The sequence below is a fragment of the Neobacillus phoenicis genome, assembly GCF_047302305.1.
In the GTDB taxonomy this organism is placed as follows: domain Bacteria; phylum Bacillota; class Bacilli; order Bacillales; family Cytobacillaceae; genus Neobacillus.
The window spans coordinates 3,019,390-3,045,757 of sequence record NZ_CP154847.1 but is presented as its reverse complement, the minus strand read 5'-3'; the positions used below and the strand labels follow the sequence as shown (position 1 = coordinate 3,045,757).

Below are 26,368 nucleotides of genomic sequence, written 5' to 3'. Positions count from 1 at the left end.
TGAAAAACATGAAAAAAAAGAAAAAGTTTTACGATTTTTAGCTGATCATTGCCAACGTACAATGAAAGTACAAATATAAAGCAGAGGAGAAAATCTAATGGCAATTGATCAGTCTTATCAAAAGGTTACTATTTGGCAATACAAGGAATTCACTTTCCTACTTGCTGCTAGTTTGTTATTAAGTATAGGGAATAAAATCTATGAACTTCTATTACCGTTAATTATGTATGATTTATCTGGAGGTTCTTCTATCGTCATGACATCCATGAGGACGGCGGAACTATTACCAAATTTATTCTTTGGAATTGTTGTCGGAATCATAGTGGACAGAGTGAATAAAAAGAAATGGGCTATGTGGATGATTCTCGTTCAAGCGGTCGTCCTACTTATCATGTATAGTATGTTTGGGGCGCACTTATACAAACCAATTCTCTTTTATTTGTTTGGATTTATCTTAATGACACTAAATTATGGCTTTTTTAATACCCAAGTGAGTCTTATTAAATTAAGTGTGCCTCTTCCACTGCTAACAAATGCAAATGCAAAATTTTCATTTATTGAAACTTTTGTTGGGATCATGGGTCCAGTCTTCTTAGGGTTTGTTCTATTATTTGCCAACAAGGCCCAGGGCTTAATTATAACAGTGATTTTATACGTATTGGCCTATGTCTTAATCATGAATCTTTCGGTAAATGAGCCTGTGAAAAAAGGAAATAAAAACTCATTTTGGTCGGATTTTAAAGAGGGTTGGGATGTTTTTAGGAAAAATAAAGCACTCAAAACCATGACTTTGTTCATTTTATTCATCAACTGCACTATGATTGTTGTAAGTAATACTGTTTTAATTTTTGGAACAGCGGATTTACATCTATCTAATTCTGTTCTTTCGATTATTTTAGCTTTTGCTGGAGTAGGTGGATTACTCGCTAGTTTAACTATTAATCGTTTAAGAATTAGGTTTAAATTGGGAGTATTATTTGGTGCTGCTATCATTGGGAATTCAATTGCTTATGCAGGTTTTTATTTAACAGAGAATCTTATTTTATTGTCCGTTTGTTTGCTCTTGAATGGCTATTCCACAACTATTTATATTATTTGTGCTTATACTTTTAGACATGAGCAAACACCCTCTGAGTTTATGGGAAGAATAGGAGGTTTGACAGGTTCTTTGTTCAGAATAGGCATGCCGATTAGTATGTTATTCTCAGGGTGGATGATTAACTGGTGGGGAACTTCTTCGATATTTATTAGTTCCGCGGTATTGAATGTAATAATCTTTCTCTTTTATCGACGATCTTTAATTTGGAAGCTTCAGTAAAAGTTGAAGACGATAAAAGGCTGATCCATTAGCAATGGATTCAGCCTTCTGTTCTATTTAAGTTTAGATATGAAAAAATTGTTCGATGATAAATATTTTCATTTGAGAGTGTCTTGATTAATATCACTTACATGAACTGATTATACAAAAAGATCTAGTTACTTGGATTTTTGCGGCAGTATAGGTACAATCTAAGAATGGAGATTTTTCTAAGTAAATTATTATTATGATTGGGGAAAGTACAATGATTGCAAAAACCGAAGAGGATTATAATGGCTTAAAGGAAATTGGAAAAATAGTTGCTTCTATTAGAGATGCATTGGTACAGAAGGTGAAACCCGGAATTACAACATTAGAACTTGATGAATTAGCAGGAGAGTTATTCGAAAAGGCAGGAGCCGTTTCAGCACCAAAAGGTGAATACGATTTTCCAGGGTATACATGTATCAGTGTTAATGAAGAAGTGGCACATGGGATTCCGGGTAAGCGTGTAATTCAGGAAGGAGACCTCGTCAACATCGATGTGTCAGGCTCAAAGAACGGATATTTTGCTGATACCGGTATTTCGGTTGTTGTTGGACAGGGTGAAGCGATTTTAACAAAAATTTGTAACGTGGCAAAAGAAGCGTTCGAAGCAGGCTTGAAGAAAGCTAAACCAGGTTCAAAGAAAAGTGGAATCGGAAAAGCGGTAATCCAAACTGCAAGACAGAATGGATTAACAGTTATTAAAAATCTAACAGGTCACGGGGTTGGCCGTTCTATCCATGAAGCACCTGACCATGTATATAATTATTTCGAGCCTTGGGATGATGAACTGTTAAAAGAAGGTATGGTTATCGCCTTTGAACCATTTATCTCCACTGAAGAAGAGGAAGTCTTTCAAATGGATGACGGATGGACCTATGTAACTAAAAAGAGCTTTGTGGCGCAAATTGAACATACACTCATACTTACAAAAAACGGTCCAATTATTACCACTATCTAATGGAAGGTATTATAATTCAGAATGGATATAGATCTTTTCCAAAATAGTGAGAAGATTTATATCTTTTTCGCTTTTCGTATTTAAACCGTAACGTTGACTGTACGGTTTATCGTGGTATAATTACTTGTTAAAGGGAGTGTTCCTTGAACAAGTTGTTCTATAGAAAACTTATAAATAAATAGATTCCTTATATAACAGGAGGTGTAATCCTTACTTTATTTTAAGTAAGGAGACCATTGATTATTGGTAATTTAATAATAATAGCAATTTTAATTGCGTTTACAGCATTTTTCGTATCTTATGAGTTTGCTATTGTTAAAATACGTGGGTCGCGAATTGATCAGCTAGTTGCTGAAGGAAACAGAAACGCCATCGCTGCGAAAACAATTGTAACAAATTTAGATGAATATCTCTCAGCTTGTCAATTAGGGATTACCGTGACTGCCTTGGGATTAGGTTGGTTGGGTGAACCTACAGTTGAACATATTCTTCATCCTCTGTTTGTTCATTTTCAATTACCAGAGTCAATTTCAGGCGTCCTATCATTTATCCTTGCATTTGCTTCTGTAACATTTATTCATGTTGTGGTTGGTGAACTAGCACCAAAGACCATTGCGATTCAAAAAGCAGAGGCTGTTACGCTGACCTTTGCAAGGCCCATGATTCTGTTTTATAAAATAATGTACCCATTTATCAAGGCTTTAAATGGTTCTGCTCGATTAGTAACAGGCATCTTCGGTTTAAAGCCTGCTTCTGAACATGAAGTGGCACATTCTGAGGAAGAACTGCAATTAATCATTTCAGAGAGCTACAAAAGTGGTGAAATTAATCAATCTGAATATAAATATGTGAATAACATCTTTGAATTTGATGATCGTCACGCGAACGAAATTATGGTGCCACGAACAGAAATTGTAGCATTTGATATTTCACAATCCTTGGATGAATGCTTGCAAATTGTTACCAAAGAAAATTATACAAGATACCCAGTCATTGATGGAGAGAAAGATAACATCGTGGGTATGGTGAACATGAAAGAGGTATTTACTGAATATATCAAAGGTAAAAATGTTGAAGCATCAATTGAAGAGTATGTTCGTCCGGTGATTCAAGTGATTGAATCCATTCCTATTCATGACTTACTAGTTAAAATGCAAAAGGAACGTGTGCATATGGCTATCTTGATGGATGAATATGGCGGTACTGCAGGATTAGTGACGGTTGAGGATATATTAGAAGAAATTGTCGGGGAAATCCGGGATGAATTTGATGCGGATGAGGTACCCGAAATTAATAAAATTAGTGAAACAAAAACCATCGTAGATGGAAAAGTTTTGATAGATGAGATTAATGATTTATTTGGCCTAGACCTTGAAAATACAGATATGGATACAATCGGCGGCTGGATCTTGTCAGAAAAGATCGATGTAGTCAAAGGTGATACTTTGAAGTATAACGACTATGAGTTTAAAATCCTTGAAGTTGACGGCTATCATATTAAGTCATTACAAATCTTAAAAATTAACCAAGAATCCTACGTGTAAATTATAGGGGGATGACTCATTATATAAGAGTCAGCCTCCTTTTTTATTTCCCCAATACCCTGTAAGGCAATAATCATATTTACAAATTATTCTTGTAATAGTAAGATATGATTCGTAATTAAATTTAAAATTACCAAGTTTGATACATATTTGAAATCAGGGAATTATAAAGTATACGTGCTTTTTAATAAAAAAAGGGGTACTAAACTGTATCTGCAGTGATTCGATGGAGGCGAAATGGTGAATTTATTTAAAAAAAGGGGAAATTTAATCAAATTACACCCCGCACAAATTTTGGCAATAGGATTTGCCATCTTAATTTTGATAGGTACTTTTTTGTTAATGCTTCCTTTTTCAACATATGAAGAAGGGCGTGGCTTACACTTCATAGATGCTTTGTTTGAGGCAACCTCTGCAGTGTGTGTTACAGGTTTAGCCGTTGTGGATACAGGAACCACATTTACACTATTCGGACAAATTGTCCTTCTCTTTCTAATTCAAATAGGCGGCTGGGGTTTTATGACGACCGGAATTTTAATGTTTATTATCCTGGGCAAGAAAATCGGCTTGAAGGAAAGGCTACTCCTCCAAGATTCATTAAATCTTTTTACTCTGTCTGGAGTAGTAAAGCTTGTTCGGAGGATTATTACGATCACATTAATTGTTGAAATTCTTGGTGCTATCTTTTTAGCTATTCGCTGGTCAAATGAAATGACCGTCGGAAAAGCGATTTATTATGGGATTTTTCATTCTATTTCTGCTTTTAACAATGCTGGTTTTGGACTTGAATCAGATAGTTTAAGTAAGTGGGTGGGAGACCCGACAGTAAACATAGTAATTACAATGTTATTCATCATCGGCGGTATTGGTTTTACGGTGATCCTTGAATTATGGCAAAAAAGATCCTTGCGGAGATTGTCTCTACATTCAAAGGTAGCTTTACTTATGACTTTAATCTTAAATGTAGTAGGGTTTCTAATTATCTTGGTTGCTGAATTTAATAATCCTCATACCATTGGAAAGCTTAGTCTGGATGACAAACTATGGGCGTCCTATTTCCAGGGGGTTGTTCCTCGAACAGCTGGCTTCAATACTATAGATATTGGTCAAATGACACAATCATCTCTAGTGTTTATGATGGCACTTATGTTTATTGGAGCCTCATCAGGGTCTACTGGTGGAGGAATTAAAGTAACAACTTTTGCCATCATTATGTTAGCTTTTTGGACAGTAGTGACCAATAGGGAAGATGTTAATATTTTTAGAAGGCGGATTTCATGGAGATTAGTGAATAAGTCCTTATCCATCGGTGTTACCGCGATTATTTTTATATTCACCATTTTCTTTTTACTAACTTTTACTGAACATGCTTCCATGAGTAAGATCTTGTTTGAAACCATCTCAGCCTTTGGTACAGTAGGATTATCTGCAGGATTGACAGGTGATCTCTCGCCAATCGGAAGAATTTTAATCACAATTCTCATGTTTATTGGAAGAATTGGCCCATTAACAATGGCCTTTGCTTTAATGTCTAATCGCCCTGAATCAAAAGTTAGATATGCCGAAGAAAAGATATTAATTGGATAATAATTAAAGGGCTGACTCCATTTAAAGGAGTCAGCCTATTTTAATATTAGTCCAAAATGATATGAACTTCTAAACACTTTGCTCCACCTTTTTGGGCTTGAAAAACCACTTCATCATCGGAGGAGTAACAATCGTGGTAATAAGAACGACAACTACTAATACTGCAAATAATTCTGTATTTAATAGGTTGGCCTCTAAGCCGATAGCCGCAATAATTAGGGCCACCTCTCCACGTGAGACCATTGCAGAACCAATACCCAATGAACTATTCCAAGAGAATCCGGCTAATTTTGCAGCAAGAGAAGCTCCTAATAACTTAGTTAAAATAGCTAGAATACTTAACAGTGCGATTAGTCCAATATGTTTACTTATCCCACCAAATTGAGCAGTCACCCTGAAGTGAAAAAGACGGGAACAAAAATAGAATAACCAATTGTCTCCACTTTTTCGAAGACTTCATGTTTAAAGTTTGTTAAGCTAATGGCTACTCCAGCAATATAAGAACCAATAATTGCGGCAACCCATGTATATTCCGCCAAGTAGGCATATACAAAACAAATAATTAATGCTGAGGAAATAACAGTTTCGGTTACTAATAGTTTGGCAAAACGCTTTAAAAATAAAGGAACTACTTTCCAACCAATAAGAATGGCTCCTGCAAAAAAAACCACCTTTTTCATTGTCTCTGCTTTTATGAATCTTGACTCTAATTGGTATACAAATAATAAAATAGATAAATAAAAACAGAACGAAGTTTTTTCGTTCTGTTTTTCAATGTTATTATTTTTATTTATGAAACCCTGTCACTTTCAATATATGTTTCAAAGGCAGGATGAAATTCCTTTTGATAATGTTGATCTGGACATGACTTTATCACGATTGCTTTTAAGGTGTTGGAACGGTGGGTTTCTAATACTTTATTACATTTAGGACAATGTTCAGCAAAGAGATTTTTTAGAAAGCGCATATGCGAACCTCCTATTCAATTAATTCCTATAGTTATACTATGAATTATACATGTTTAAGGTGAATTTTCAATAGGTTTGTCCGCAAAAGATAAATAAGTAGCCTGTTTGTCTTATTGCAAATGTTTAGGGGGCGGGAAAGGATGCTCTTTGGTTTTTACTTCAGTAAAAATATTCGCTTGTTGATTTTGAGTATCCATCTTAGAAAGTTGATTACTAAGTTGTACAAAATTTGAATGGGTTGCAGAGATCATGTGTACTATCTCTGCAAATTCTTTTTTTGTCACTGGCTGTGCTTCTGGTATAAGGGTGAATCCTAATTGTCCATTTGGTTCTAAAGTTGCCCATTGAACATCACTAAATTTTGTAATATTATTTTGGCGTAAATTCATCTCAAGTTGGTCAACTGTTAATCTCAACTTCTTTAAATTTTTCTCATTTATTATTCCATTTTCAATAAGTACTTTTGATTTCCCTGTAAAGAGTTTTTCAAAAGAATCTGATTTTAGTTGTAAAAATTCTAAGGTAATGAGGGTTGCTACTAAGACCGCACCGACCAAAAATGTGTTTCCTAGTTTTGGACCAGCGACGGGTTGAATAAGAAGAGACCCAATTGCAATCATAATTACAGTTTCAGCGATGGTCATTTGAGAAATTGTTTTTCTTCCAGCTATTCTTAATATTAATGTACCAAAAAGTACAATAAGTACCGCCTTCCAAACTAAACTCCAATCCACCAATATAACCCCCTTCAAACAAGAAATGTAGTTTTAATAGTATGAGCTTTTTATAAGGGAATAATTCGGGAAAGTTATGTGACATGCTTTCATCCCATAAAGGATTTTATCAAATCTTACCTTACCTATTGTTAACGAACACGATTAATGCTAAAAACACGCTGAAATATCTCAGCGTGTTTCGTTATTATCTTCATCATTATCGTTGTAATCCCAATACTTCAGGGTATCCGTTTTCCCTGTAGGCTCACTTTTTACCACATTTCCATCCTTGTCTTTATAAACCTCATATTCCTCATACGTTTCAAGGATATACCCATTCACTTTTTCCCGCTTTTCAAGTTTTTCTTCTAAAACAGGAATGTCTTCCGATGCTTCTACGTCAACCGGCTGAGCCATAACAGGCTGGTCGGCAGAGTAGGCATAATCCTTATTCAAAAAAGAATAAGGGGAATCAAGATAGGCAGCAAAACCTAAAATGGCGATAAGGAAACATACATTAATAAAGGTTTTACGTTTCATTCTTCCAGGCTCCTTTATACATCAATCCTCATAACCCATTTTATGCATGTCCTAGCAACATATTCCTTAAATTTAAGATATTACATGTTGGTTGTTTTGACAGCAGCCATCTGCGGTCGAAACAGAATAAATAAGATAAATGCGGCTATGGATATCACTGCACCTGAAATATATGGGAGACCTATCGAGAGTGAGAATAGCCAGCCACCAATTGGCGGTCCCATTATCCGACCGAGAGAATCAAAGGAAGATAGAAGTCCCGTTGAACTCCCATGGCCAGCAGTAGACATTTTCGTAATTAGTGAAGATACACTCGGACGAATCACACCATTTCCTAACCCAAAAATGGTTAAAAAGATGGCAGCTGTTGAAAAGTTATGTACTAGTAAAATTAAGCCAAAACCCAGGGCTGAAACAATGATTCCCCCTTGAATGACTGGGCTTTCTCCGTATTTCTTAGTCAATTTGCCGACTAATCCCCCTTGTACCAAGGCACTGCCAAAACCCATGATCATAAAAATATATCCGAGTTGAGTGCTCTCTAAACCAGCTCTTTTTGCTGCAAAATACGCAAAGGTTGCCTCTAGTCCGGAAAGAGACAAAGAAATTAGTAATTGCACAAAGAAAAGAACTGAGACACTTGAGCTAAATGCTTTCCAAATAGAGTCTCTTTTAACGGTGTTCTTTTTATTAGTAGATTCTTTAAGTAAAAGGAAAACCAGAACCAAGGTAATTAAAGATGATCCACTAGCTAAATAAAAAGGCATACTCAAGCTGATTTTTGAAAAAATCCCACCAATTGCTGGACCGAAAACAAAGCCTAGGCCAGTGGCAGCCCCCACAATCCCCATACCTTTTCCACGATTTTCTTCTGTTGTAATGTCTGCCACATACGCCATAGCAGTTGGCATATTAGCAGAGGAGAGAATACCACCTAAAATCCTTGCTGCAAACAACATCCATAGATCAGTTGAAATGGCTTGGATAAAGAAGGATAAGGCAAGTCCGGTTATACCGATCATCATTACAGGTTTACGCCCGATCCGATCTGAAACCTGTCCCCAAATCGGTGCAAAAATGAGTTGCATGAGTGAATAAACGGCCATCAATAATCCAAGCTCAGTTGGGTTCGCTCCAATTTCTTCAGCGTAGAAAGGTAAGACTGGGATAATAATACCAAACCCAACCATAACCAAAAACATCACTACAAATAAAATAGGTAAAGCTTTTTTTGTTTGCAAAGGTTTCACTCCTTAGATGATTTCAACTGTTGTTGTCATATGGTAAATTCACACTATTAATAGAATAATGGAAAGTACAGTAACAATACAACCTTAAAACATTCATTTTAGCTTCAGTTTTGTAGGTATGATATGGTTTAGTAAAGAGTATGAATTAACCTTACAATAATGTAAGGTACAATGGCCGTTGTGTAAGGATGAAATATGGTAAGGCAGCGGTATTTTTCTTATAGTAAATATAAGGAATTTACTAAATGGGGGAGAATAGATTGGAAATCATTTTGAATGCAAGTGGAGTAAATAAAGTCTTTAGTACTAGAAGAAGCTCCTTTTCTGCTCTTAAAGATATCGATTTAAAATTGATCAAAGGAGAATTTGTGGGCGTAATGGGCCCTTCGGGTGCCGGAAAGTCAACGCTACTTAATGTGTTATCTTCTATTGAAAAACCTTCATCAGGGGTTATTAGTATAGAAGGAAGTAACATCCAAAACATGTCAGATCAAGATTTAACAGAATATAGAAGAAGTAAAATGGGGTTTATTTTTCAAGATTATTATCTACTTGATACATTAACGATGAAAGAAAATATTCTGTTACCATTAGCTTTTAGTCACATGTCAGTGGTTGAAATGAATAAAAAAGTGAATGAACTTGCTAATCGCTTTGGAATCCAAGATATCCTTGAAAAATACCCATATGAAGTATCTGGTGGGCAACAGCAGCGTACAGCTGTTTGTCGTGCCATTGTGGGCAACCCTAGTATCATTTTTGCCGATGAACCAACCGGTGCTCTCGATTCCAAATCGGCTTATCAATTACTAGAAACACTTTCTATCCTAAATAAGGAAAAACAATCAACTATTTTAATGGTCACTCATGATGCCTATGCAGCTAGTTTTTGCTCACGAATTATCTTCATTAAGGATGGGTCCCTTTATACGGAGATTCGAAAAGGGGAATATTCCCGCAAGCAGATGTTTCAGCAAATACTTGATATTCTTTCGACACTAGGAGGTATGCAATATGACATTGTATAGCCTAGCTAGTAAAAACATAAAAAAAAGCATTCGCCAATATATCATTTATTTAAACTCTATGGTGGTAAGTATCTCTATTTATTTTACTTTTGTTTCGCTAGAATACAATGAACAATTACTTCGTTCCACTGTTACACTTGGAAAGATGGCATCTGCTTTTCATGTTGCCTCCATTGTCTTAATGTTATTTTCTGCTATTTTTATTTGGTATAGCAATTCTTTTTTTACTAGAAAACGAAAAAAGGAAATTGGGTTATATTCCCTTTTCGGGATGAGTAAAAGAAAAGTAGGGCAACTCCTTTTTTACGAAAATTTAATTCTTGGTATGGCGGCACTGATCCTTGGAATTAGTATCGGTCTTCTTTTCTCAAAACTGTTTATGATGATTATATTTAAAATAATGGATTTTTCTCTAGAAGTGACATTTACCCTGTCATCTCGTGCTTTGCTTCAAACGATTGTTTTTTTTCTACTCATCATAGTGATTACATCTGTTCATGGTTATCGATTGATTTATCGGTTTTCATTGGCTGAACTCTTTAAAGCAGAAAGAAAAGGAGAGAGTAGGGGGAAGGCACCTGCCATTACTAGTTTTCTAGCAATTACATTTATTGGTTCTGGCTATTTTTTCATTCTAAATCCAGGAGATTTGAGTTTAATTGAACCTACTGGCATTAGGACCCTAACATCAGTCATTCTCCTGATAATAGGGTCATACTTATTTATGCATTCAGTTTCGAACTATGTATTAATCATAGTAAAAAAGATAACCTCAGTTTATTACAAGGGAAAAAATTTGCTTAGTGTTAGTCATCTCAAGTATCGAATGCAGGGGAATGTTCTAGTCTTAACAGTAATATCCCTATTAAGTAGTGTTACTATTGTTGCTTGTGTGTTGACCTATAGTTTTTATTATCATATTGATTCCATTTCTAAAAAAGAGAATCCCTATAGTTATATTTTTAATTTAATGGATGACAAAGACAATGATAAGCTGCAAGCAATGATTGAAAAGGATTCTTTGAGAAGTATCATCTATAGCCAAAAAGTAGAATATCTACCCATCCAAACTGATGTATCTATTTTAGAAAGAGTACCTGATTTTTTTCAAATCGTCCTTTTTTCTGAGGATTCCTTTCATAAACTGATGAAAAAGAGGGGAGTGAAAGAGGAAGTTCATCTTGGAATGAATGAAGCGATTACTTTTTATGATGGCAATCTTGACCAAACTAATGATCCTTATAGTGGAAAAACACTTTCATTGCCAAACATTCAGACTGTTAAAATAACTGACTATAAAGGTTATTCCTTACTTAATCAAGGGGAAAGGTTATTCCCACTAGTGATAAGTGATTCACTGTTTAACGACTTAAAAAAGGACCTGAAATCGGAAAATCTTTATATATATAAATTAGAGAATGAAAAAGAGCTCAAAGCATTAAATAATAAAATTAATCGATTTTCAGAACCCTATAAATATGTCGATAAGACACCTAGCCCTATTTACTCTAGTTTTTATGAAAAGTATCATTACAGCTTAGAAACATACGGTTTACTTATATTTATAAGTGGGTTCCTAGGACTTGTATTTCTGTTAGCTACAGGCAGCATCATCTACTTTAAACAACTAATGGAAGCAACCTCAGATAAAGCGCGGTATAAAATTTTAGAGAAAATTGGTATTCCAGAAAAAGAAGTGAAACGGTCCATCACTAGACAAGTAGGCTTTACCTTTTTTCTTCCACTGGTTTTAGCAATTAGTCATAGTGCTGTTTTCTTGACTGTACTTGCAGATTATTTACCTATTAATATTCAAGTGCCTTTTATTATTTGTCTAGGAGTCTATTTATGTATATACCTTATCTACTATTGGTTAACGAGTACTTCTTATTTTAAAATAATAAAGGGAAATTAAACAAGCTCCTATTCAGAGCTTGTTTTTTGTCCAGTATACAAATTATATCGTTCAGGAAAATAAAGTATAGCCTCGGTTCCTGAGCAAACAGTCGAAAAGATAGAAAGTTCATGTCCCAATTTATCTGCTGTTTTCTTGGCCAGATACAACCCCATTCCAGTGGAGCGTTGATATGCTCTACCGTTTTTTCCTGTAAATCCTTTTTCAAATACACGGGGAAGATCTTCAGGTGGAATTCCAATTCCATGATCACGAATAGTCAGCGTTCTGTTCTCTTGATTAATAGAAAAGGAGATTTCACTGTGATTATCTGAGTATTTTAATGAGTTAAGAAGAAGCTGCCTGATAATAAAAATCAACCCTTTTTGATCACTAATGACGGTTAATTGGCTTGTCTTAAATGAAACTTTTATCCTCTTTGAAATAAAAGTTTTTGACTCCGCTTTAATCATTTCCTTTAAACATTTCTCAAGATTAATTTCTTCAATCATGTAATCTTTATTGAATTCATGAAGACGTGAAAAATAAAGAGCTTGTTCCACAAATGCTTCAATTTTATTGATTTCGTCCAGAAGACTAGGGGAGTCAACTTCAGTTTCCAGTAATAATCGACTGACAGCAATTGGCGTTTTTATCTCATGAAACCATTGTGTCATAAATTCTAACTGCTCTTTATTTTCTTCATCACGCATATGATTGTTCATTAAATACTGCTCACTTAAGCGTTTCATGGCATCAATGTAAATTTGTTGTTCGTGTGTTACGGCTAACGGGATAGAATCTGAATAATACCCGTTTGATGGGAGTTGTTTCCATTTTTTTAGTTGATAATTTTTAAAAAAATAAGTGCCAAGAAAACATCCACAATAAACCATTATAGAGAGGATGACTAAATAAACTAGACTTCCTAAAGAGATGTGGAGTTTTGGGTCAACACTAATCAAAATGACTGTAAAAAGTAAAACGAATGAAAAAGTGAGTACAAACCATTTTTGATCAGAGAGAAAGTGTGATAATTTCATTTAATTACATATCCCTGTCTTTTTTTTGTTTCGATGAATTCATTAAGACCGAATTCATCTAGTTTCCTACGTAGCCGGGCGATATTGACACTTAATGTATTATCATCAATAAAATTTTCACTTTCCCAAAGTACAGTCATTATTTCATCTCGCGACACAATACATTCCTTTTTTTTCAGTAATAAATATAAAATTTGAAATTCATTTTTAGTTAAATTAAGTTCTTTCTCGCGATACGAGATAATGCCTTTAGAGACATGGAGGAAGACTCCTCGATGCTCCAAATAATCTTTTTCTTCCTTTTTATAGGTATATACTCTTCTAAAAATAGCATTTATTTTAGCCATTAGTACATCGAGTGAAAAGGGCTTTTGAATAAAATCATCTCCACCCATGTTCATCGCCATGACAATATCCATATTTTGGGAACGGGAAGAGATGAAGATAATAGGGACACTGGATAACTGACGAAATTTACTACACCAATAATAGCCATCATATATTGGTAGATTAATATCGAGGAGCACCAGATGTGGTTTACTATCGATAAATTCCCGGTCAATTTGTTCAAAGTCATTCGCTTCAATGGGCTGAAATTTCCACTTTAATAATGTATGAGCAATAATCGATCTTATTTTGGGATCATCCTCGATGATCATTATTTTGTACATTTCTATTTCCCACCATTTTCAATTATTTTCTGTTGAATCTATTATACTATAATTGATTTATTGTGGAAAAATTATCTAATTAATAGGAAGAAAGTAACAAAAAATATTCATAAAATTATAAAAGTTTGCTATGATATCAGTGAATATATATTCATATTGAATATGGGGATGATGAGAATGAAAAAGCAATGGAAAAAGCAAATTGATCCAAATAATAAGTATGGCGGGGCATATATATTAGGTGATCGGGATATAGACCTTCCACCTAATGCGGTTGTTTCGGTTACAAGAGGAGAGCAGTTTAACATTCCGCGTCTCATCATCAATGGAATGTTAAACCAAATGATTATGAAAGCAATGAGTAAAAATGAGAATCTCTTGTATGCCGAGTTAAAAGGGCAGTTAGAGGGTGGTATAGGTCAAACCATGACAGTTTGGAAAGTAGGAAAAGAGATGAACTCTTTCCGAACAAGTGGCGTGCATAATTTCTCACGTAAGTTCTTTAGCTGGGTGTTTTATAGCGGGAAGGTTCAATCATACTTTTTGACTTGGAAGTGCAATGGTCGTATACCTACCTATGAGGAAGCCGCGGAAATTGTCACCACCTATGGGAGACACTTTGATGGAGGAAATCTTGTTAGAAAAGCACAACAGCCAAAAGATACGAATAAAAAGCCTAGCTAATTATTGAAGGGGAAGATTCGCAAATAAAACTTGGAATTACGCTAATAAAACCTTAGTTTTCGCAATTAAAACCAGTCGAATCGCAAATAAAACTGAGTTTTCGCAAATAAACAATCAATTAACGTAAATTAACACCTGAATATTTCGTAGATATCTAAAAAGGATGCCAATTTTGACATCCTCTTTACCTATTTCACTGCTTTTCTTGTACTTTCTGATGCAAAGTCTGCAAGAATGACAAGAATCATATAACAAAGGAGAAGCAGAGTAATTTGAGTATATTGGAAAAAGCTCATTGCCAATTTAAATTCCATACCAAGGCCGCCTGCGCCAACAAATCCAACCACAATAGTTGTTCTCATAATTACTTCCCAGCGATAGAGAATATAGGTAAGAAATCGTGGTAACACCGTTGGCAGGATTCCATAAAAGAAAGTTTGGATCTTAGATGCACCTGACGATGCTAGATTTCTTATTGGTCGTGGATCCATATCCTCAATAACCTCCGCCCAAAGCTTCCCTAGTATACCGAAATTGTGGAGAGCAAGAGCAATAGCACCCGGTAAAATCCCCGGTTTGAAGATGAAAATGATCATCATCGCCCAAACAAGCTCAGGTACGGAGCGAGAAAAGATATAGGAGACGCGGACAAGACCATATAAAAACCAGTTATACCATCGCTTTGAAGAAGTAAGGTTTCCATTCGCTATATTTCTTGCAGCAGGAATCACAGTTAAGAAAGCGGCAAGGGTCGAAAATCCGATTGCCATAATACTCATTTCTAGTGTTTCAAGCGTTAATTTTAATGCAGAAGACCAGCTGTCTCCGTTGAGAAAGGCCGGATTCTCTTGATGGAGCCCTACTAATCCACCGAAAAACTTCTTCGCATATTCTATATTCTTATCTGACAATAGCTCAAATAGTTGAGCATTCTCCCCAAGAGTAATAAAGAACCAGGAGGCAGCGATTAACAACAGAGTGAAGAAAGTGGACATCCAACCAGGGCTTAAGCCCTTTCTTCTTTTCCGGTCAGTTAACCCTTTTCGGACAAAATTACTCCAAATATCAACGAATAATACAAGCCCAATGAGAAAAAACACATACGTCCATACTTGATCGTATTTCAAGTCAGCGAGAGATAATTGAATTTGATATCCCAAGCCACCAAGTCCAACAAAGCTCATAATAGCTGAAGAGCGAATGGAACACTCAAAGCGGTACATGGTGTAACTAATCATATCTGCCCAAACTAAGGGGAGGTAGCCATAAATTAGAGTTTGCAGTCGCGATGCCCCGGAAGATTTTAAGGCTTTAATTGGATTCTGTGGCACATCATTTAACATATCTGCAAATATACGGCCAAGAATTCCACCGTAAGGAATGGCAAGGGCAAAGATAGCGGCGTAGGGGGAAAGCCCCACTGCTGCCACAAATAGCCAAGCCCAGATTAATTCATGAATAGACCTTGTAAAACCTAAAATCCCTCTAAAAAATACTTTTGAAACCATTCGGGAAACTCGGTTTGACGTTAATGTACCTGATGCCAGAACCCCAACAATAAATGCATAAATAATTGCCAGCGACATTCCAGCCACAGCGTAAGCAAGGGTGATCCATGATGATTCTAACCCTTTGAATAGCACATCGGCAGTTAAATCAGGATGAATAATGCCTTCGAAAATCTGAAGCATGGTGGGAATCCCGCCAGCATGAAATAAATCTGCATTCCATTTTATTGAGAAAAGACTCCAAGCGAAAATGGCCACTAACAGTAAAGTGAGGAGGAAGCGGTTATGCACGCGAAAGATGGATCTTTGTTTCGTCATCTTACCCTTGCTCCTTTAACTGATAGAGGTCTTTAAGCAATTCATCAGTCACTTGATCTGTTGGTAAATCAAAAAATATTTCTCCGTTCTTTAGAGAAATAATCCTTGTAAAATACTTACGCGCATATTCAACAGAATGCAAGCTTGCGATTAAGGTTTGCTTTTCCTCTGTGACAATACTAGTCAACATAGAAAGTACATCATCTGCCCGCGCAGGGTCAAGAGAGGCAACAGGCTCGTCAGCAAGAATTACCTCTGGCTTTTGAACCATTAATCGTGCCATCGCTACTCGCTGCTGTTCGCCACCAGATAAGGAAGAGGTAATCTCATATACTTTATCTGCTAATCCAACTCGTTCAAGTGCATTGACGGCTAGTTCTTTTTCTTGTGGAACAAGTAATGACAAAAGGGACTTGAAAAGACCCCAGTCAGCTAATTTCCCGGCTAGGACATTATGAATAACAGCAAGTGGTCCGATTAAGTCGAATTGCTGGCGAATGACTCCTACTTTTTTGGCAAAAGCTTTGCCTTTTTTATAGGAAGTAAGAAGTTTAGTATCTATTATGAGATCCCCGCTGTTCAAAGGAACCAACCCGGCAATTGCATTCAAAAGGGTGGTTTTTCCTGCCCCACTTGGTCCAATTAACGCAACTAATTCTCCTTCATTTATAGAAAAAGAAAGGGAAGATAAGGCTATCTTCCGCTCATAGTGTTTCGATATATTTTTTGCTTCTATTTTTATATTTGAAGACATCTCAACTACACCTACTACTTAATAATCTGTAATTCTTTTGCGACCTTTTCAATCTTCTTGTAGTTATCATTTTTTGTTTCTACAAAGCTGTCAGTTTGGAATAAGTCAGCGATTTCTTTTTGCTCACCAGTAATAGAAAGAAGGGCATCCTTTACTTTCTTTTTCGTACCTTTACCGAATACTTCTTCAACATTGCTGTTAATAGTCCAATTATAGTCATAATAAGCTGGTGTTGTATAGAATACTTTTACTTTATTTGTATCCACTTTGCCGTCTTTAACTGCTGCTTCCCAAACTGCTTCGTTTAGAGCACCGGCTTTAAACGCACCTGATTCAATTAATTTGTACGTTGTATCATGTGAACCTGAGAAGTTTGGTTTGCCATCAAAGTCTTTATTTGCATCGATACCAGCTTCAGATAAGTAATAACGTGGCATTAAATGGCCCGATGTAGAACTTTCACTACCGAAAGTAAAAGACATTCCTTTTAGATCTTCAAGTTTCTTAATATTTTCTGATGCTTGGGTAATAAAAACAGAATGGAATTCTGCATCACGAGGTCTTTGGACAATAGATTCTGCATCAGGTACAAGGTTTCTAGCTTGTACACTTGTTAATCCGCCAAACCAGGCCATATGAATTTCACCACGTTGAAAGCCAGTAACAAGTGCTGCATAATCAACGGACGGTACAAACTCTACCTTCATCCCTGTTTTTTTGCTTAGGTAATTTGCAACAGCAGTCATCCCTTTTTCTAGGTCAGCAGCGTTTTGGTCAGGGATCGCACCTATTTTAAACACTTCTTTAGTTGTGGTTTCTTTTTTTGTTTCACTTGATTTTTCTTCTTTCTGTCCACAGGCAGCTAAAGAAAATAGTAGCAATACAGTAATCATAATAGACAACCATTTTTTCATAAACAAAATCTCCTCGGTTCTTATGTTTTATATAGTAGATATGTCCTTGCTTTTAAAATTATAGATAAATGCTTTTTTAAAATAAATTCATTAAATCGATTTGTTCTATTTATTTAAATCGGAATAATCAATAGTAAAATATCGGAAATAGTGTAAAAGCCTCTGAAAATAGGAAAAACCCCTGCAAAGGCGCAGAAGTTTTAAGATATTATTAAATGGATAATTGTGACCATTCTTCGACATTCCAGATTTTTGTGAGCCAATCTCTTAAATGTCAGGTTCGTGGCAGACTAGAACGACCGTCCCTTTGGAGAAAAACTGTAAATTATTTGGAAACATTAAGAATAATGCTCCTATTAAGTGGGGTACCTTAAACGTAAAAAAAGGAAAATGTCATGATTGGACTCCTAATTGCAATTGTCATTTTTAATTTCATTGCCTTCAAATCAAATAAACGATTAACTATGAATCAGATTGTTCATATTTGGACTTTTACCGTATCTTTTCAAACTATTTTTGATATTTTTATCGAGTTCAAATACCATGCTTACTGGTATTTTGACAAGGAAATTGATTGGTCAGGATTACTGCCGCATGTATTTTTAGTTCCTGCGGCAAATCTTATTTTTCTTAACCTCTATCCCTTCAAAACAAAGATCATAAAGCAAGGCTTTTACATACTTTTTTTTACTATTGTTATTCTCGTGTATGAAATGATAACCTTACTACCAAAGCCTTGGGGTTATTTTCATTATGGCTGGTGGGAATTGTGGCATGCAGCATTGCTAGATCCCATTCTGCTGCTGATATTACTTGGATATTATAAATGGATTTTAAAGATAGAAAGAAAAGCGTGTCTTCAATCTAATAAAAATGACGAAGCGAAATAGGCTTTTCTATTTTTATTAGTATTAATGAAGAAGTTTAGACAAGCACCCTAGCTTGTACATATACTAGTAAAAAAATAAAGGGGGACAAAGGGTGGCGATTAATCAAGACGGGATAAGTATCGGTACGATTTCTGGTGGTATTGTCAACTTTGGGGGAGCTGTATATATTGCTCCTATTTCTGTAACGAAATCCATAACTGGTTCTGGTGAAGGGAATCAGGGGACAGATGTGTCTACGAAAACAGTGTCGAATTCTTCAAATCAAAATAGTGTAATGAGTTTAATTGATTTAATCAGGCGGAGCATAGAGTAGCTCCGCCTAATTTTTTTCTTGTGTAAATTATGATGCGCGTAAGGTGGAAGTAGCTTGCTGTTGCTTGGATGATTTAATTACATTAAAAATAATGTTTAAAAAGATAGCAGTAAAGCTTCCAGCTACAATTCCATTGTTGGTTAAGATTTTAATGCTTTCTGGAAGGTGGGTAAATAAATCAGGTACAGCAGTTACACCAAGACCCATACCAACTGAGCAAGCAATAATAAGCAGGTTTTCTTGTGAAGCAAATTCCACTTTGCTTAGCATTTTGATTCCATAGGCAATAACCATCCCAAACATCGCTACCATTGCTCCACCAAGAACAGGTGTTGGGATCACCGTCGTAAACGCACCTATTTTTGGTACAAAACCAAGGACCACTAGGATTCCACCCATAGTATAGATAACATTTTTCCCTTTTACACCAGACAACTGAACGAGTCCAACGTTTTGGGAATAGGTGGTATAAGGGAAGGCATTGAACAAGGCACCAAGTATACTGGCAATTCCTTCTGCACGATACCCCCTTGATAAATCCTCCTCGGTAAGCTTTTTTCCTGTTATATCACTTAATGCTAAATAGACACCTGTTGACTCTACTAGACTAACAATAGCTACTAATGTCATTGTAATAATCGGTGTTAATTCAAATGAAGGAGTTCCAAAATAAAAGGGTTTGACCATATGAAACCATGAAGCGTCGATTACAGCTGCAAAATTCACCTTACCCATTAAAGATGCTGCAATTGTTCCAGCAACCAATCCAAGTAGGATTGAAATAGAGCGGATAAATCCCTTTGTAAATCTATAAAGTAAAATGATAAATAACAAAGTACCGAAAGCAAGACTGATATTTGAGATACTGCCAAAATCAGGGCTCCCTTGGCCGCCAGCCATGTTGTTCATTGCAACAGGAATTAAGGTAATCCCTATTATGGTAACGACTGAACCAGTTACAACAGGAGGGAAGAACTTAATTAGTTTACCGAAAAATTGTGAAATGAGAACAACGATTAGGCCTGAAATAAGAATAGAACCGTAAATGGAAGAAATACCATATTGGCCGCCAATTGAAATAATGGGTCCGACAGCCGTAAAGGTACACCCTAGAACAATTGGTAAGCCTACACCAAAAAAACGATTCTGCCAAACTTGTAAAATAGTTGCTATCCCACACATTAAAATATCGATGGAAACTAAATAGGTTAATTGTTCTCCGGAAAATTTTAGTGCACCACCAATGATAAGTGGTACAATCACTGCACCAGCATACATGGCTAACACATGTTGAATTCCTAAAGATGCTATTTTTAAAGGATGTTGTTTCATTAGATACATTCCTCCACTTTTTCATTAATAAATGTAACCTCATCATTTGTTAGTGAGGCAACTTGAGCTAAAGATTCAACCCTTAAACCTAAATCTTGCAACTTTTTGGAACCGTTTTGGAAGCATTTTTCAATTACAATGCCAATACCAGCGATCTCTGCACCAGTTTGTTGAACGATGTTCACCAACCCAAGGGCAGCCTCTCCGTTTGCGAGAAAATCATCAATAATGAGCACTTTATCATTTGTGTCCACAAATTTTTTTGAGACCGATATTTCATTTGTTTCATTCTTTGTAAACGAATAAACTTTCGCAGTGAGCAAATCATCTGTAAGGGTTAATGATTTCTTTTTCCTAGCAAAAACCACTGGGACCATCATATGTAATCCAGCCATGACAGCAGGTGCAATTCCTGATGATTCAATTGTCACAATTTTAGTAATTCCGTTTCCATTAAACCGAGCAGCAAACTCTTTGCCAATCTCGTCCATTAAAAAAGGGTCCAATTGATGATTCAAAAACGAATCTACCTTTAGAACATGTTCATTTAGGACCATTCCGTCCTTTTTAATTTTTTCCTCTAATAGTTTCATACTTACCTCCTAAAAAATAAAAAGCCCAAAAGTCATGTTCACAATAAAAATGGAGTGAGCAATGACCTTTGGGCTAATATGCCAAAAGGATATAGAAAGGTTGTTTTAAATAAAACAACTTTCTATTACTCACTCATAGTCAGATTGTTAACGGCAATCTGGTAGAAACTTGCGGGCCATATCCCCGCTATTATATGAGTGATACTTTATTAATTTACTAACATTATAGCATGAGTAAAGAGAAAATCAACCGTATTTATCTAAAATACGAATGTTACGTTTGTTATTAAGTGGAATATTCGCCTTTAATCAAGTTTCATATTTATTCCCTCTAAAGATTGAATAACCATTCATTTTCAGGTACTATAAAGAAGAGTGTTTTATTCAGAAAATTCTAAATTAGGAGTGAGTGTAATGAATAAAAGTATTCCTGAAAACTGGTGGACTCAGCTTAGGCTTCCTGTTATTTCTGCACCAATGTTTTTAGTGTCTGGGCCAGATCTTGTTAAAAATTGTTGTTTGAATGGAGTGATTGGTTCTTTTCCTGCTCCCAATGCAAGACCCATCGAGGTACTTGATCAATGGATGGGACAATTAAATGAAGAGCTGGAGGAAGCCCGTGTACAGAACCCTGATCGTAAAATTGCTCCATGGGCCATGAATATGGTGGTACATAGCACGTATGGCCGCCTTCAAGAAGAGTTGGATCTGATTAAAAAGCATAAGCCACAATTAGTGATTACCTCACTAGGAAGTCCGAAACATGTAGTCGACATCGTACACGAATATGGTGGTCTTGTATTCTCTGATGTAAGCGATTTGAAATTTGCTAGAAAAGCAGCAGAAACAGGAGTCGATGGTTTAATTTTAGTCGCAAGCGGGGCAGGTGGCCATGCTGGTCAAATTAATAGCTTTGCTTTTGTAGACATGGTAAGAAGTTTTTGGGATGGAATAATCATCCTTGCTGGTTCTATCTCAACAGGAAAAGGAATATTAGCCGCTCAGGCTGCTGGTGCAGATCTTGCTTATATGGGAACACGCTTCATTGTGGCCACAGAAAGCATGGCAAATGATGAATATAGAGAGATGCTAGTTGAGTCCACACAGGAAGATATTGTCTTAACAGATGCGTTTTCAGGTGTGATGTGTAATATGTTAAAGCCTAGTATTGTAAAAGCGGGATTAAACCCTGAACAGCTTGTAAAAAAAGACCAAGTTAACTTTGATAGTATGCAGAGAGAGACGAAATCAAAAGCATGGCGGGATATATGGTCCGCAGGTCATGGAGTCGGGGCCATTGATAAAATTGAATCGACCGGCGACATTATTAGACGCTTAGAGGTGGAGTATCAAGAGGCTCTCGAAAAAGTGAATCGGAGTGCTAGTAAATTAAACGGGGTTCAGGTGAATTAATAGGCATATAATGGAATAAACGTAGTATAGGGAAGAGATGGCTCATTACTGAGTCTTCTCTTCTATAAAAATACTAACCGGTTAGAATGTAAAGTTAAAACTAAAGAAGTTTCTATTCTTACAATATTGGAGGGATGTAAATGGTAGAAAAAACTCACCTTCACTGGCCAACACAATTACCTGCTAAACTAACATATTTACAGGGGGAAAAGCCACTCGCTGATTACTTGGAACAACATGCCAAACAGAAACCTAATGAAACAGCCTACATTTTTTACGGTACAAGGATTTCTTGGGGTGCACTTTCGAATCAGGTACAGCGATTTGCACACTATTTACATAGGATGGGCGTGAAGAAGGGGAGTTGTGTAGCCCTTTATATGCAAAACTGCCCTCAATATATAATTGCTCATTTTGCTATACAAAAATTAGGCGGAATGGTAGTTCCTTTGAATCCTATGTTTAAAGAGAATGAATTAGCTTACTTTTTAGAAGAAGCACCGATTGAAGGAATCATTTCAGGTTCAGAAGGGTATCCCCTAGTGAAAAAAGCAATAGAAAAAACCCACCCGTTACAATTTGTTGTTACCACAAATTATCATGATTTCCTCCCAGAACAACCCGAATGGAAGTTTCCTGAAGAATTCCTATTACCCAAACAACATTTCACTGAAACAGATGACTTTTGCGAAATTCTCCAAAATGAATTACCTTATGAAGCCAAGGAACCGATTGATATATGGAATGATGTTGGATTAATCGTTTTCACCTCAGGCACAACAGGCAGGCCGAAAGGGGCCATGTTAACTTACGGAAATGCGTTATTTAAAACAGCTGCCTCTATGCAAGCAAATGGAATGGGGGAAAAGGATGTTTTATTAGCTAGCGCCCCGTTATGTCATATTGCTGGTATGGTCATGGGACTAAATAGTCCTGTATACACAGGAAGACCATGTGTTTTATTCACTCGTTTTGATCCCCTTGCCACCATTGAAGCTATTGAAAAAGAACGAATTACGTATTGGTATAGCATTGCCCCCATGAATTGGGCCATTTTACAACTTCCAAATATTAAGGAAAAAAATCTTACCAGTTTAAAAACGAATTTAGCAACGAGTTTTGGTGTCCAAGTGACAAAAGAATTAGCGGATCATTGGCGTTCTATGACAAATGGATGCGACCTTTTTGAAGCAGCCTACGGTCTTAGTGAGACACACACCTGTGATACCTTTATGCCAAAAGATAAAATTAAGTATGGATCCTGTGGAATTCCCATTTATGAAACACAAATACGGATTTTGGACCATGAAACGGGCGAGGAACTACCAGCAGACAAGCAGGGAGAAATTGTTATTAAAAACCCTGGTGTATTTAAAGGGTATTTAAACAGACCTGATGCTACCTCAGAGACACTACAGGACGGTTGGGTTCATACAGGAGATATAGGATATCTTGACGAGGACGGCTATTTATTTTTCCTTGGTCGGGTAAAGGAAATGATAAAAAGTTCGGGTTACAGTATTTTTCCAGAAGATGTAGAAGCTCTTCTGAATCTGCATCCTGCTATCCTTCAATCCGCCGTAATTGGTGTTCCTGATCCTGTAAAAGGGGAAGTGGTCAAAGCGTTTGTAGTTTTACATGAGAACAAAAAAGAGAGTCTTACTGCTGCTGATATTATCCTATGGGCCAAAGAGAGCATGGCTGCCTATAAATATCCCCGCTATGTAGAAATCATTGATCAACTTCCCGCAACACCTTCTGGGAAGGTACTTCGAAAATTACTAAAAGACGAGTAGGAGAGGGAACATGGATACTTTAAAGCAACTTACTGATGATCTGCAAGCAAAGAAAGAATGCGCTCTTTTAGGTGGAGGACCGGAAAAAATAGCCGCTCAACATGATCGAGGACTGCTGACAGCAAGGGAGAGAATAAATAAATTAGCGGATACAGGTACATTTATGGAACTCGGCATGCTTAATACTTCTGATGTAAAAGGAACAGAAAGTAAAAGCTATGGAGATGGGCTCATTACAGGTGTAGGAAAAATAAACGGTAGACCTGCGGTTATTCAGGCAGGTGACAAGACGGTATTCGCTGGAACTGAAGGTAATGTCCATATCCGTAAATCAAAAAGTATACATGAATTTGCAGTGAAAAATGGCCTCCCGATTTTCTCTCTCCATGAAGGAGGAGGACTACGGATGCCTGATGGAATGGGGTCTGACGGAATAAGCGATAAATTGTTTCCTCGTGAAATGCTCACCCTTCATCGACAAGTTCCGACCATGACGGCTATTCTTGGTGATAGCTTTGGTGGTCCAACCTGGGCCGCAGTGTCCTCTGATTTCGTTACCCAGCTCCAAGGGACATGTATGGCTATAGCAGGTCCGCGAATGCTTGAACTTGCCAATGGTCAAAAATTAACTCCAGAGGAATTAGGTGGAGTAGAGATTCATCATAAATTTACAGGTCAAATTGATGAGGATGGCAGTACAGAAGATGAATGTATGGAGCAATTAAAAAACTTCTTTTCTTACATGCCACAGCATGCAGGTGAACGGCCAAAAATGAGACAGACAACCGATGATCCCTATCGCCTGGTTGAAGAAGTATTTACTATTTTGCCTCAGCAAAACAATCGTGTATATGATATGAGGAAAATAATTGAAGTGCTTGTTGATGATGGGGTTACCTTTGAGTATCAAAGAAAATTTGGTAAAGGACTCATTACAACTTTTGCTCACTTAAATGGACATTGTGTAGGCATCGTTGCTAACCAGCCAAATCAATATGCTGGTGCACCAGGACCACAGGAATGTCAAAAAGCAACGGAATTTATTTGTTTATGTGATTCCTACCATATTCCGCTTATTTTTCTACATGATACACCTGGTTTTCGAATTAGCAGTGAAGCGGAGAAAGCAAAAATGCCGACAAAAATCATGGTTTGGAACCAAGCATTGGCGCTAGCAACTGTACCTAAAATTTCAGTTGTGATTCGGAAAAGTATTGGTGCTGCTTATGGGAATATGTGCGGACCTGGAATGGGAGGAGATTTAATCGTTGCCTGGCCGACTGCAGAGATAAATTTTACCGGACCAGAAGTTGGAGTTAACGTAGTTTTTGGGAGAGATTTGGCTCGCGCAGAAAATCCAAAAGAGGAAAGGAAGAAGCTATTAGAGCTATGGTCTTTTGATAGTTCACCATATAAAGCTGCGGCCAAGCATTTAATTGACGATGTGATACACCCCAGTGAAACGAGAAAATTTCTCTGTCAATCTCTCGAATATCTGCTCACTTCAAAGCGTGAAAAAAGTGAACGGCTGTTGTCGTCGTGGCCAACCGGTATATAAAGTGAAAAGGAACCTTTCCATGATGGATTGGTTCCTTTTTGTTTGGCTATGTTATCATTCATTGTTGATTTTCGTGTAGGTATGAGAAGCATAAGAGGAGAAATTCCCTCTATTGTATAAAAAGTAAGCTTAATAAGCAGAAATAAGAGGAGAAATTCCCCTTAATAGCTCTAAAATAATACAAAATCCATCGATTTAGATCAAATAAAGGGAAAAAACACCCTTATATTAAAGGAAATAAGGGTATTTCCCAATTTAAAGGGAATATTTCCCTTTATTTTTTTAACTCCATGAAATCAACATTCAATTATAACACAGCCTTTTGTTTAAGAATAAGTCATTTATTTTTTCTTTTTTTGCTCTTTGGCAACTATTTTAATTACTTTATAACCCGGTTTTAATTTGATCTTTTTTGTTTCCTTGTCTGTTACAACTCGGTACATCGTATATTTTCGAGGTACATGTTCTAATCGATCTATTTTCTTAATTGTTTCTTTATGAAAATATTTATGTAATTTCCTTATTTGCTTTTCTTGATTTTCGCCATAAAAAAATTCATAGGCAATCTTGAACAGGAAAATAAACACGAAACCAATAAGAAGTGTATAAATAAGAGAAGACAATAATGACAAAGTTGACATCCTTTCTTTGGAACAATCTGTTTGCTTAATTTAATGATTATAACGTAATGGTAGATATAATTGAAATGAACAATATTCCAAATGTAGGTTTTATGCTTAAATAAGTGTTA

At 36.3% G+C, this 26,368-nt stretch carries 24 protein-coding genes, 1 pseudogene and 1 riboswitch; of the genes and pseudogenes, 12 read left to right on the top strand and 13 right to left on the bottom strand.

The window, feature by feature from the left end; translation table 11 throughout:
• Nucleotides 1–97 precede the first annotated feature (97 nt).
• The 4 genes from AA0X95_RS15805 to AA0X95_RS15790 all read left to right on the top strand — a co-directional run bounded on the left by AA0X95_RS15805 (nucleotide 98) and on the right by AA0X95_RS15790 (nucleotide 5,434).
• Nucleotides 98–1,318, top strand: a complete 1,221-nt coding sequence (locus AA0X95_RS15805) for an MFS transporter (RefSeq protein WP_413299422.1) — start codon at nucleotides 98–100, stop codon at nucleotides 1,316–1,318.
• A 244-nt stretch (nucleotides 1,319–1,562) separates the two neighbouring features.
• Nucleotides 1,563–2,303, top strand: a complete 741-nt coding sequence (gene map, locus AA0X95_RS15800; RefSeq protein WP_413299420.1) for a type I methionyl aminopeptidase — start codon at nucleotides 1,563–1,565, stop codon at nucleotides 2,301–2,303.
• A 236-nt stretch (nucleotides 2,304–2,539) separates the two neighbouring features.
• Nucleotides 2,540–3,847 carry a hemolysin family protein gene (locus tag AA0X95_RS15795; RefSeq protein ID WP_413299418.1) on the top strand — a complete coding sequence of 436 codons (1,308 nt, stop codon included), beginning with the start codon at nucleotides 2,540–2,542 and terminating at the stop codon, nucleotides 3,845–3,847.
• Nucleotides 3,848–4,084: 237 nt separating this feature from the next.
• The gene (locus tag AA0X95_RS15790) at nucleotides 4,085–5,434 is read left to right on the top strand and encodes a TrkH family potassium uptake protein (RefSeq protein ID WP_413299416.1); all 1,350 of its coding nucleotides are present in this window, start codon (nucleotides 4,085–4,087) and stop codon (nucleotides 5,432–5,434) included.
• 69 nt (nucleotides 5,435–5,503) lie between these two features.
• Here the strand turns inward: AA0X95_RS15790 and AA0X95_RS15785 are convergent.
• The 5 genes and pseudogenes from AA0X95_RS15785 to AA0X95_RS15765 all read right to left on the bottom strand — a co-directional run bounded on the left by AA0X95_RS15785 (nucleotide 5,504) and on the right by AA0X95_RS15765 (nucleotide 8,899).
• Nucleotides 5,504–6,165, bottom strand: a pseudogene (locus tag AA0X95_RS15785) (cation:proton antiporter).
• 59 nt (nucleotides 6,166–6,224) lie between these two features.
• A complete protein-coding gene (locus tag AA0X95_RS15780) occupies nucleotides 6,225–6,401 on the bottom strand; it encodes a hypothetical protein (RefSeq protein ID WP_413299414.1) in 177 nt (58 codons plus the stop codon).
• Nucleotides 6,402–6,512: 111 nt separating this feature from the next.
• On the bottom strand, nucleotides 6,513–7,136 hold the full coding sequence (locus AA0X95_RS15775) for a DUF421 domain-containing protein (RefSeq protein ID WP_413299412.1): 624 nt from the start codon (nucleotides 7,134–7,136) through the stop codon (nucleotides 6,513–6,515).
• Nucleotides 7,137–7,307: 171 nt separating this feature from the next.
• Complete coding sequence (locus AA0X95_RS15770) at nucleotides 7,308–7,658, bottom strand: hypothetical protein (protein WP_413299410.1); 351 nt, start codon at nucleotides 7,656–7,658, stop codon at nucleotides 7,308–7,310.
• Nucleotides 7,659–7,738: 80 nt separating this feature from the next.
• Nucleotides 7,739–8,899, bottom strand: coding sequence for an MFS transporter (locus tag AA0X95_RS15765; RefSeq protein WP_413299408.1), 1,161 nt, complete (start codon nucleotides 8,897–8,899; stop codon nucleotides 7,739–7,741).
• Between the two features lie 269 nt (nucleotides 8,900–9,168).
• Here AA0X95_RS15765 and AA0X95_RS15760 point away from each other — a divergent pair, with 269 nt between their 5' ends.
• Together AA0X95_RS15760 and AA0X95_RS15755 are read left to right on the top strand one after the other, a co-directional pair.
• Nucleotides 9,169–9,936, top strand: coding sequence for an ABC transporter ATP-binding protein (locus AA0X95_RS15760; protein ID WP_413299406.1), 768 nt, complete (start codon nucleotides 9,169–9,171; stop codon nucleotides 9,934–9,936).
• The gene (locus AA0X95_RS15755) at nucleotides 9,923–11,851 is read left to right on the top strand and encodes an ABC transporter permease (RefSeq protein WP_413299404.1); all 1,929 of its coding nucleotides are present in this window, start codon (nucleotides 9,923–9,925) and stop codon (nucleotides 11,849–11,851) included. The genes AA0X95_RS15760 and AA0X95_RS15755 overlap by 14 nt, the downstream gene beginning before the upstream one ends.
• A gap of 8 nt (nucleotides 11,852–11,859) precedes the next feature.
• Here AA0X95_RS15755 and AA0X95_RS15750 read toward each other — a convergent pair whose 3' ends face one another.
• Together AA0X95_RS15750 and AA0X95_RS15745 are read right to left on the bottom strand one after the other, a co-directional pair.
• Nucleotides 11,860–12,873, bottom strand: coding sequence for an ATP-binding protein (locus AA0X95_RS15750; protein WP_413299402.1), 1,014 nt, complete (start codon nucleotides 12,871–12,873; stop codon nucleotides 11,860–11,862).
• Nucleotides 12,870–13,544, bottom strand: a complete 675-nt coding sequence (locus AA0X95_RS15745; RefSeq protein ID WP_413299400.1) for a response regulator transcription factor — start codon at nucleotides 13,542–13,544, stop codon at nucleotides 12,870–12,872. Before AA0X95_RS15745 ends, AA0X95_RS15750 begins: the two co-directional genes overlap by 4 nt.
• Before the next feature lie 177 nt (nucleotides 13,545–13,721).
• Here AA0X95_RS15745 and AA0X95_RS15740 point away from each other — a divergent pair, with 177 nt between their 5' ends.
• A complete protein-coding gene (locus tag AA0X95_RS15740; RefSeq protein WP_413299398.1) occupies nucleotides 13,722–14,228 on the top strand; it encodes a hypothetical protein in 507 nt (168 codons plus the stop codon).
• Nucleotides 14,229–14,416: 188 nt separating this feature from the next.
• Here the strand turns inward: AA0X95_RS15740 and AA0X95_RS15735 are convergent, their stop codons facing one another.
• From AA0X95_RS15735 to AA0X95_RS15725, 3 genes are read right to left on the bottom strand one after another with little or no spacing between them, the layout of a single operon-like run.
• Nucleotides 14,417–16,054, bottom strand: a complete 1,638-nt coding sequence (locus AA0X95_RS15735) for a PhnE/PtxC family ABC transporter permease (RefSeq protein WP_413299396.1) — start codon at nucleotides 16,052–16,054, stop codon at nucleotides 14,417–14,419.
• A 1-nt stretch (nucleotide 16,055) separates the two neighbouring features.
• Nucleotides 16,056–16,808: a phosphonate ABC transporter ATP-binding protein gene (locus AA0X95_RS15730; protein ID WP_413299393.1), complete on the bottom strand. Its 753-nt coding sequence runs from the start codon at nucleotides 16,806–16,808 to the stop codon at nucleotides 16,056–16,058.
• 14 nt (nucleotides 16,809–16,822) lie between these two features.
• Complete coding sequence (locus AA0X95_RS15725) at nucleotides 16,823–17,722, bottom strand: putative selenate ABC transporter substrate-binding protein (protein WP_413299391.1); 900 nt, start codon at nucleotides 17,720–17,722, stop codon at nucleotides 16,823–16,825.
• 395 nt (nucleotides 17,723–18,117) lie between these two features.
• Between AA0X95_RS15725 and AA0X95_RS15720 the strand changes: the two genes are divergently transcribed.
• Together AA0X95_RS15720 and AA0X95_RS15715 are read left to right on the top strand one after the other, a co-directional pair.
• Nucleotides 18,118–18,612, top strand: coding sequence for a hypothetical protein (locus AA0X95_RS15720; RefSeq protein ID WP_413299389.1), 495 nt, complete (start codon nucleotides 18,118–18,120; stop codon nucleotides 18,610–18,612).
• Nucleotides 18,613–18,703: 91 nt separating this feature from the next.
• Complete coding sequence (locus tag AA0X95_RS15715) at nucleotides 18,704–18,925, top strand: spore germination protein (RefSeq protein ID WP_413299387.1); 222 nt, start codon at nucleotides 18,704–18,706, stop codon at nucleotides 18,923–18,925.
• Nucleotides 18,926–18,952: 27 nt separating this feature from the next.
• Here the strand turns inward: AA0X95_RS15715 and AA0X95_RS15710 are convergent, their stop codons facing one another.
• Together AA0X95_RS15710 and AA0X95_RS15705 are read right to left on the bottom strand one after the other, a co-directional pair.
• A complete protein-coding gene (locus AA0X95_RS15710; RefSeq protein WP_413299385.1) occupies nucleotides 18,953–20,257 on the bottom strand; it encodes a nucleobase:cation symporter-2 family protein in 1,305 nt (434 codons plus the stop codon).
• The gene (locus AA0X95_RS15705; RefSeq protein WP_413299383.1) at nucleotides 20,257–20,850 is read right to left on the bottom strand and encodes a xanthine phosphoribosyltransferase; all 594 of its coding nucleotides are present in this window, start codon (nucleotides 20,848–20,850) and stop codon (nucleotides 20,257–20,259) included. Before AA0X95_RS15705 ends, AA0X95_RS15710 begins: the two co-directional genes overlap by 1 nt.
• Before the next feature lie 116 nt (nucleotides 20,851–20,966).
• A riboswitch (purine riboswitch) is annotated at nucleotides 20,967–21,068 on the bottom strand.
• Between the two features lie 196 nt (nucleotides 21,069–21,264).
• On the opposite strand from AA0X95_RS15705, the gene AA0X95_RS15700 reads away from it, so the two are divergent.
• The 3 genes from AA0X95_RS15700 to AA0X95_RS15690 all read left to right on the top strand — a co-directional run bounded on the left by AA0X95_RS15700 (nucleotide 21,265) and on the right by AA0X95_RS15690 (nucleotide 25,617).
• Nucleotides 21,265–22,263 (top strand): NAD(P)H-dependent flavin oxidoreductase, encoded by a 999-nt coding sequence (locus AA0X95_RS15700; protein ID WP_413299381.1) that lies wholly within the window; start codon nucleotides 21,265–21,267, stop codon nucleotides 22,261–22,263.
• 140 nt (nucleotides 22,264–22,403) lie between these two features.
• Nucleotides 22,404–24,059, top strand: a complete 1,656-nt coding sequence (locus AA0X95_RS15695; protein WP_413299379.1) for a class I adenylate-forming enzyme family protein — start codon at nucleotides 22,404–22,406, stop codon at nucleotides 24,057–24,059.
• Between the two features lie 10 nt (nucleotides 24,060–24,069).
• Nucleotides 24,070–25,617, top strand: a complete 1,548-nt coding sequence (locus AA0X95_RS15690) for an acyl-CoA carboxylase subunit beta (protein WP_413299377.1) — start codon at nucleotides 24,070–24,072, stop codon at nucleotides 25,615–25,617.
• Between the two features lie 341 nt (nucleotides 25,618–25,958).
• On the opposite strand, the gene AA0X95_RS15685 is transcribed toward AA0X95_RS15690, so the two are convergent.
• Nucleotides 25,959–26,249 carry a hypothetical protein gene (locus AA0X95_RS15685; protein WP_413299375.1) on the bottom strand — a complete coding sequence of 97 codons (291 nt, stop codon included), beginning with the start codon at nucleotides 26,247–26,249 and terminating at the stop codon, nucleotides 25,959–25,961.
• Nucleotides 26,250–26,368 lie beyond the last annotated feature (119 nt).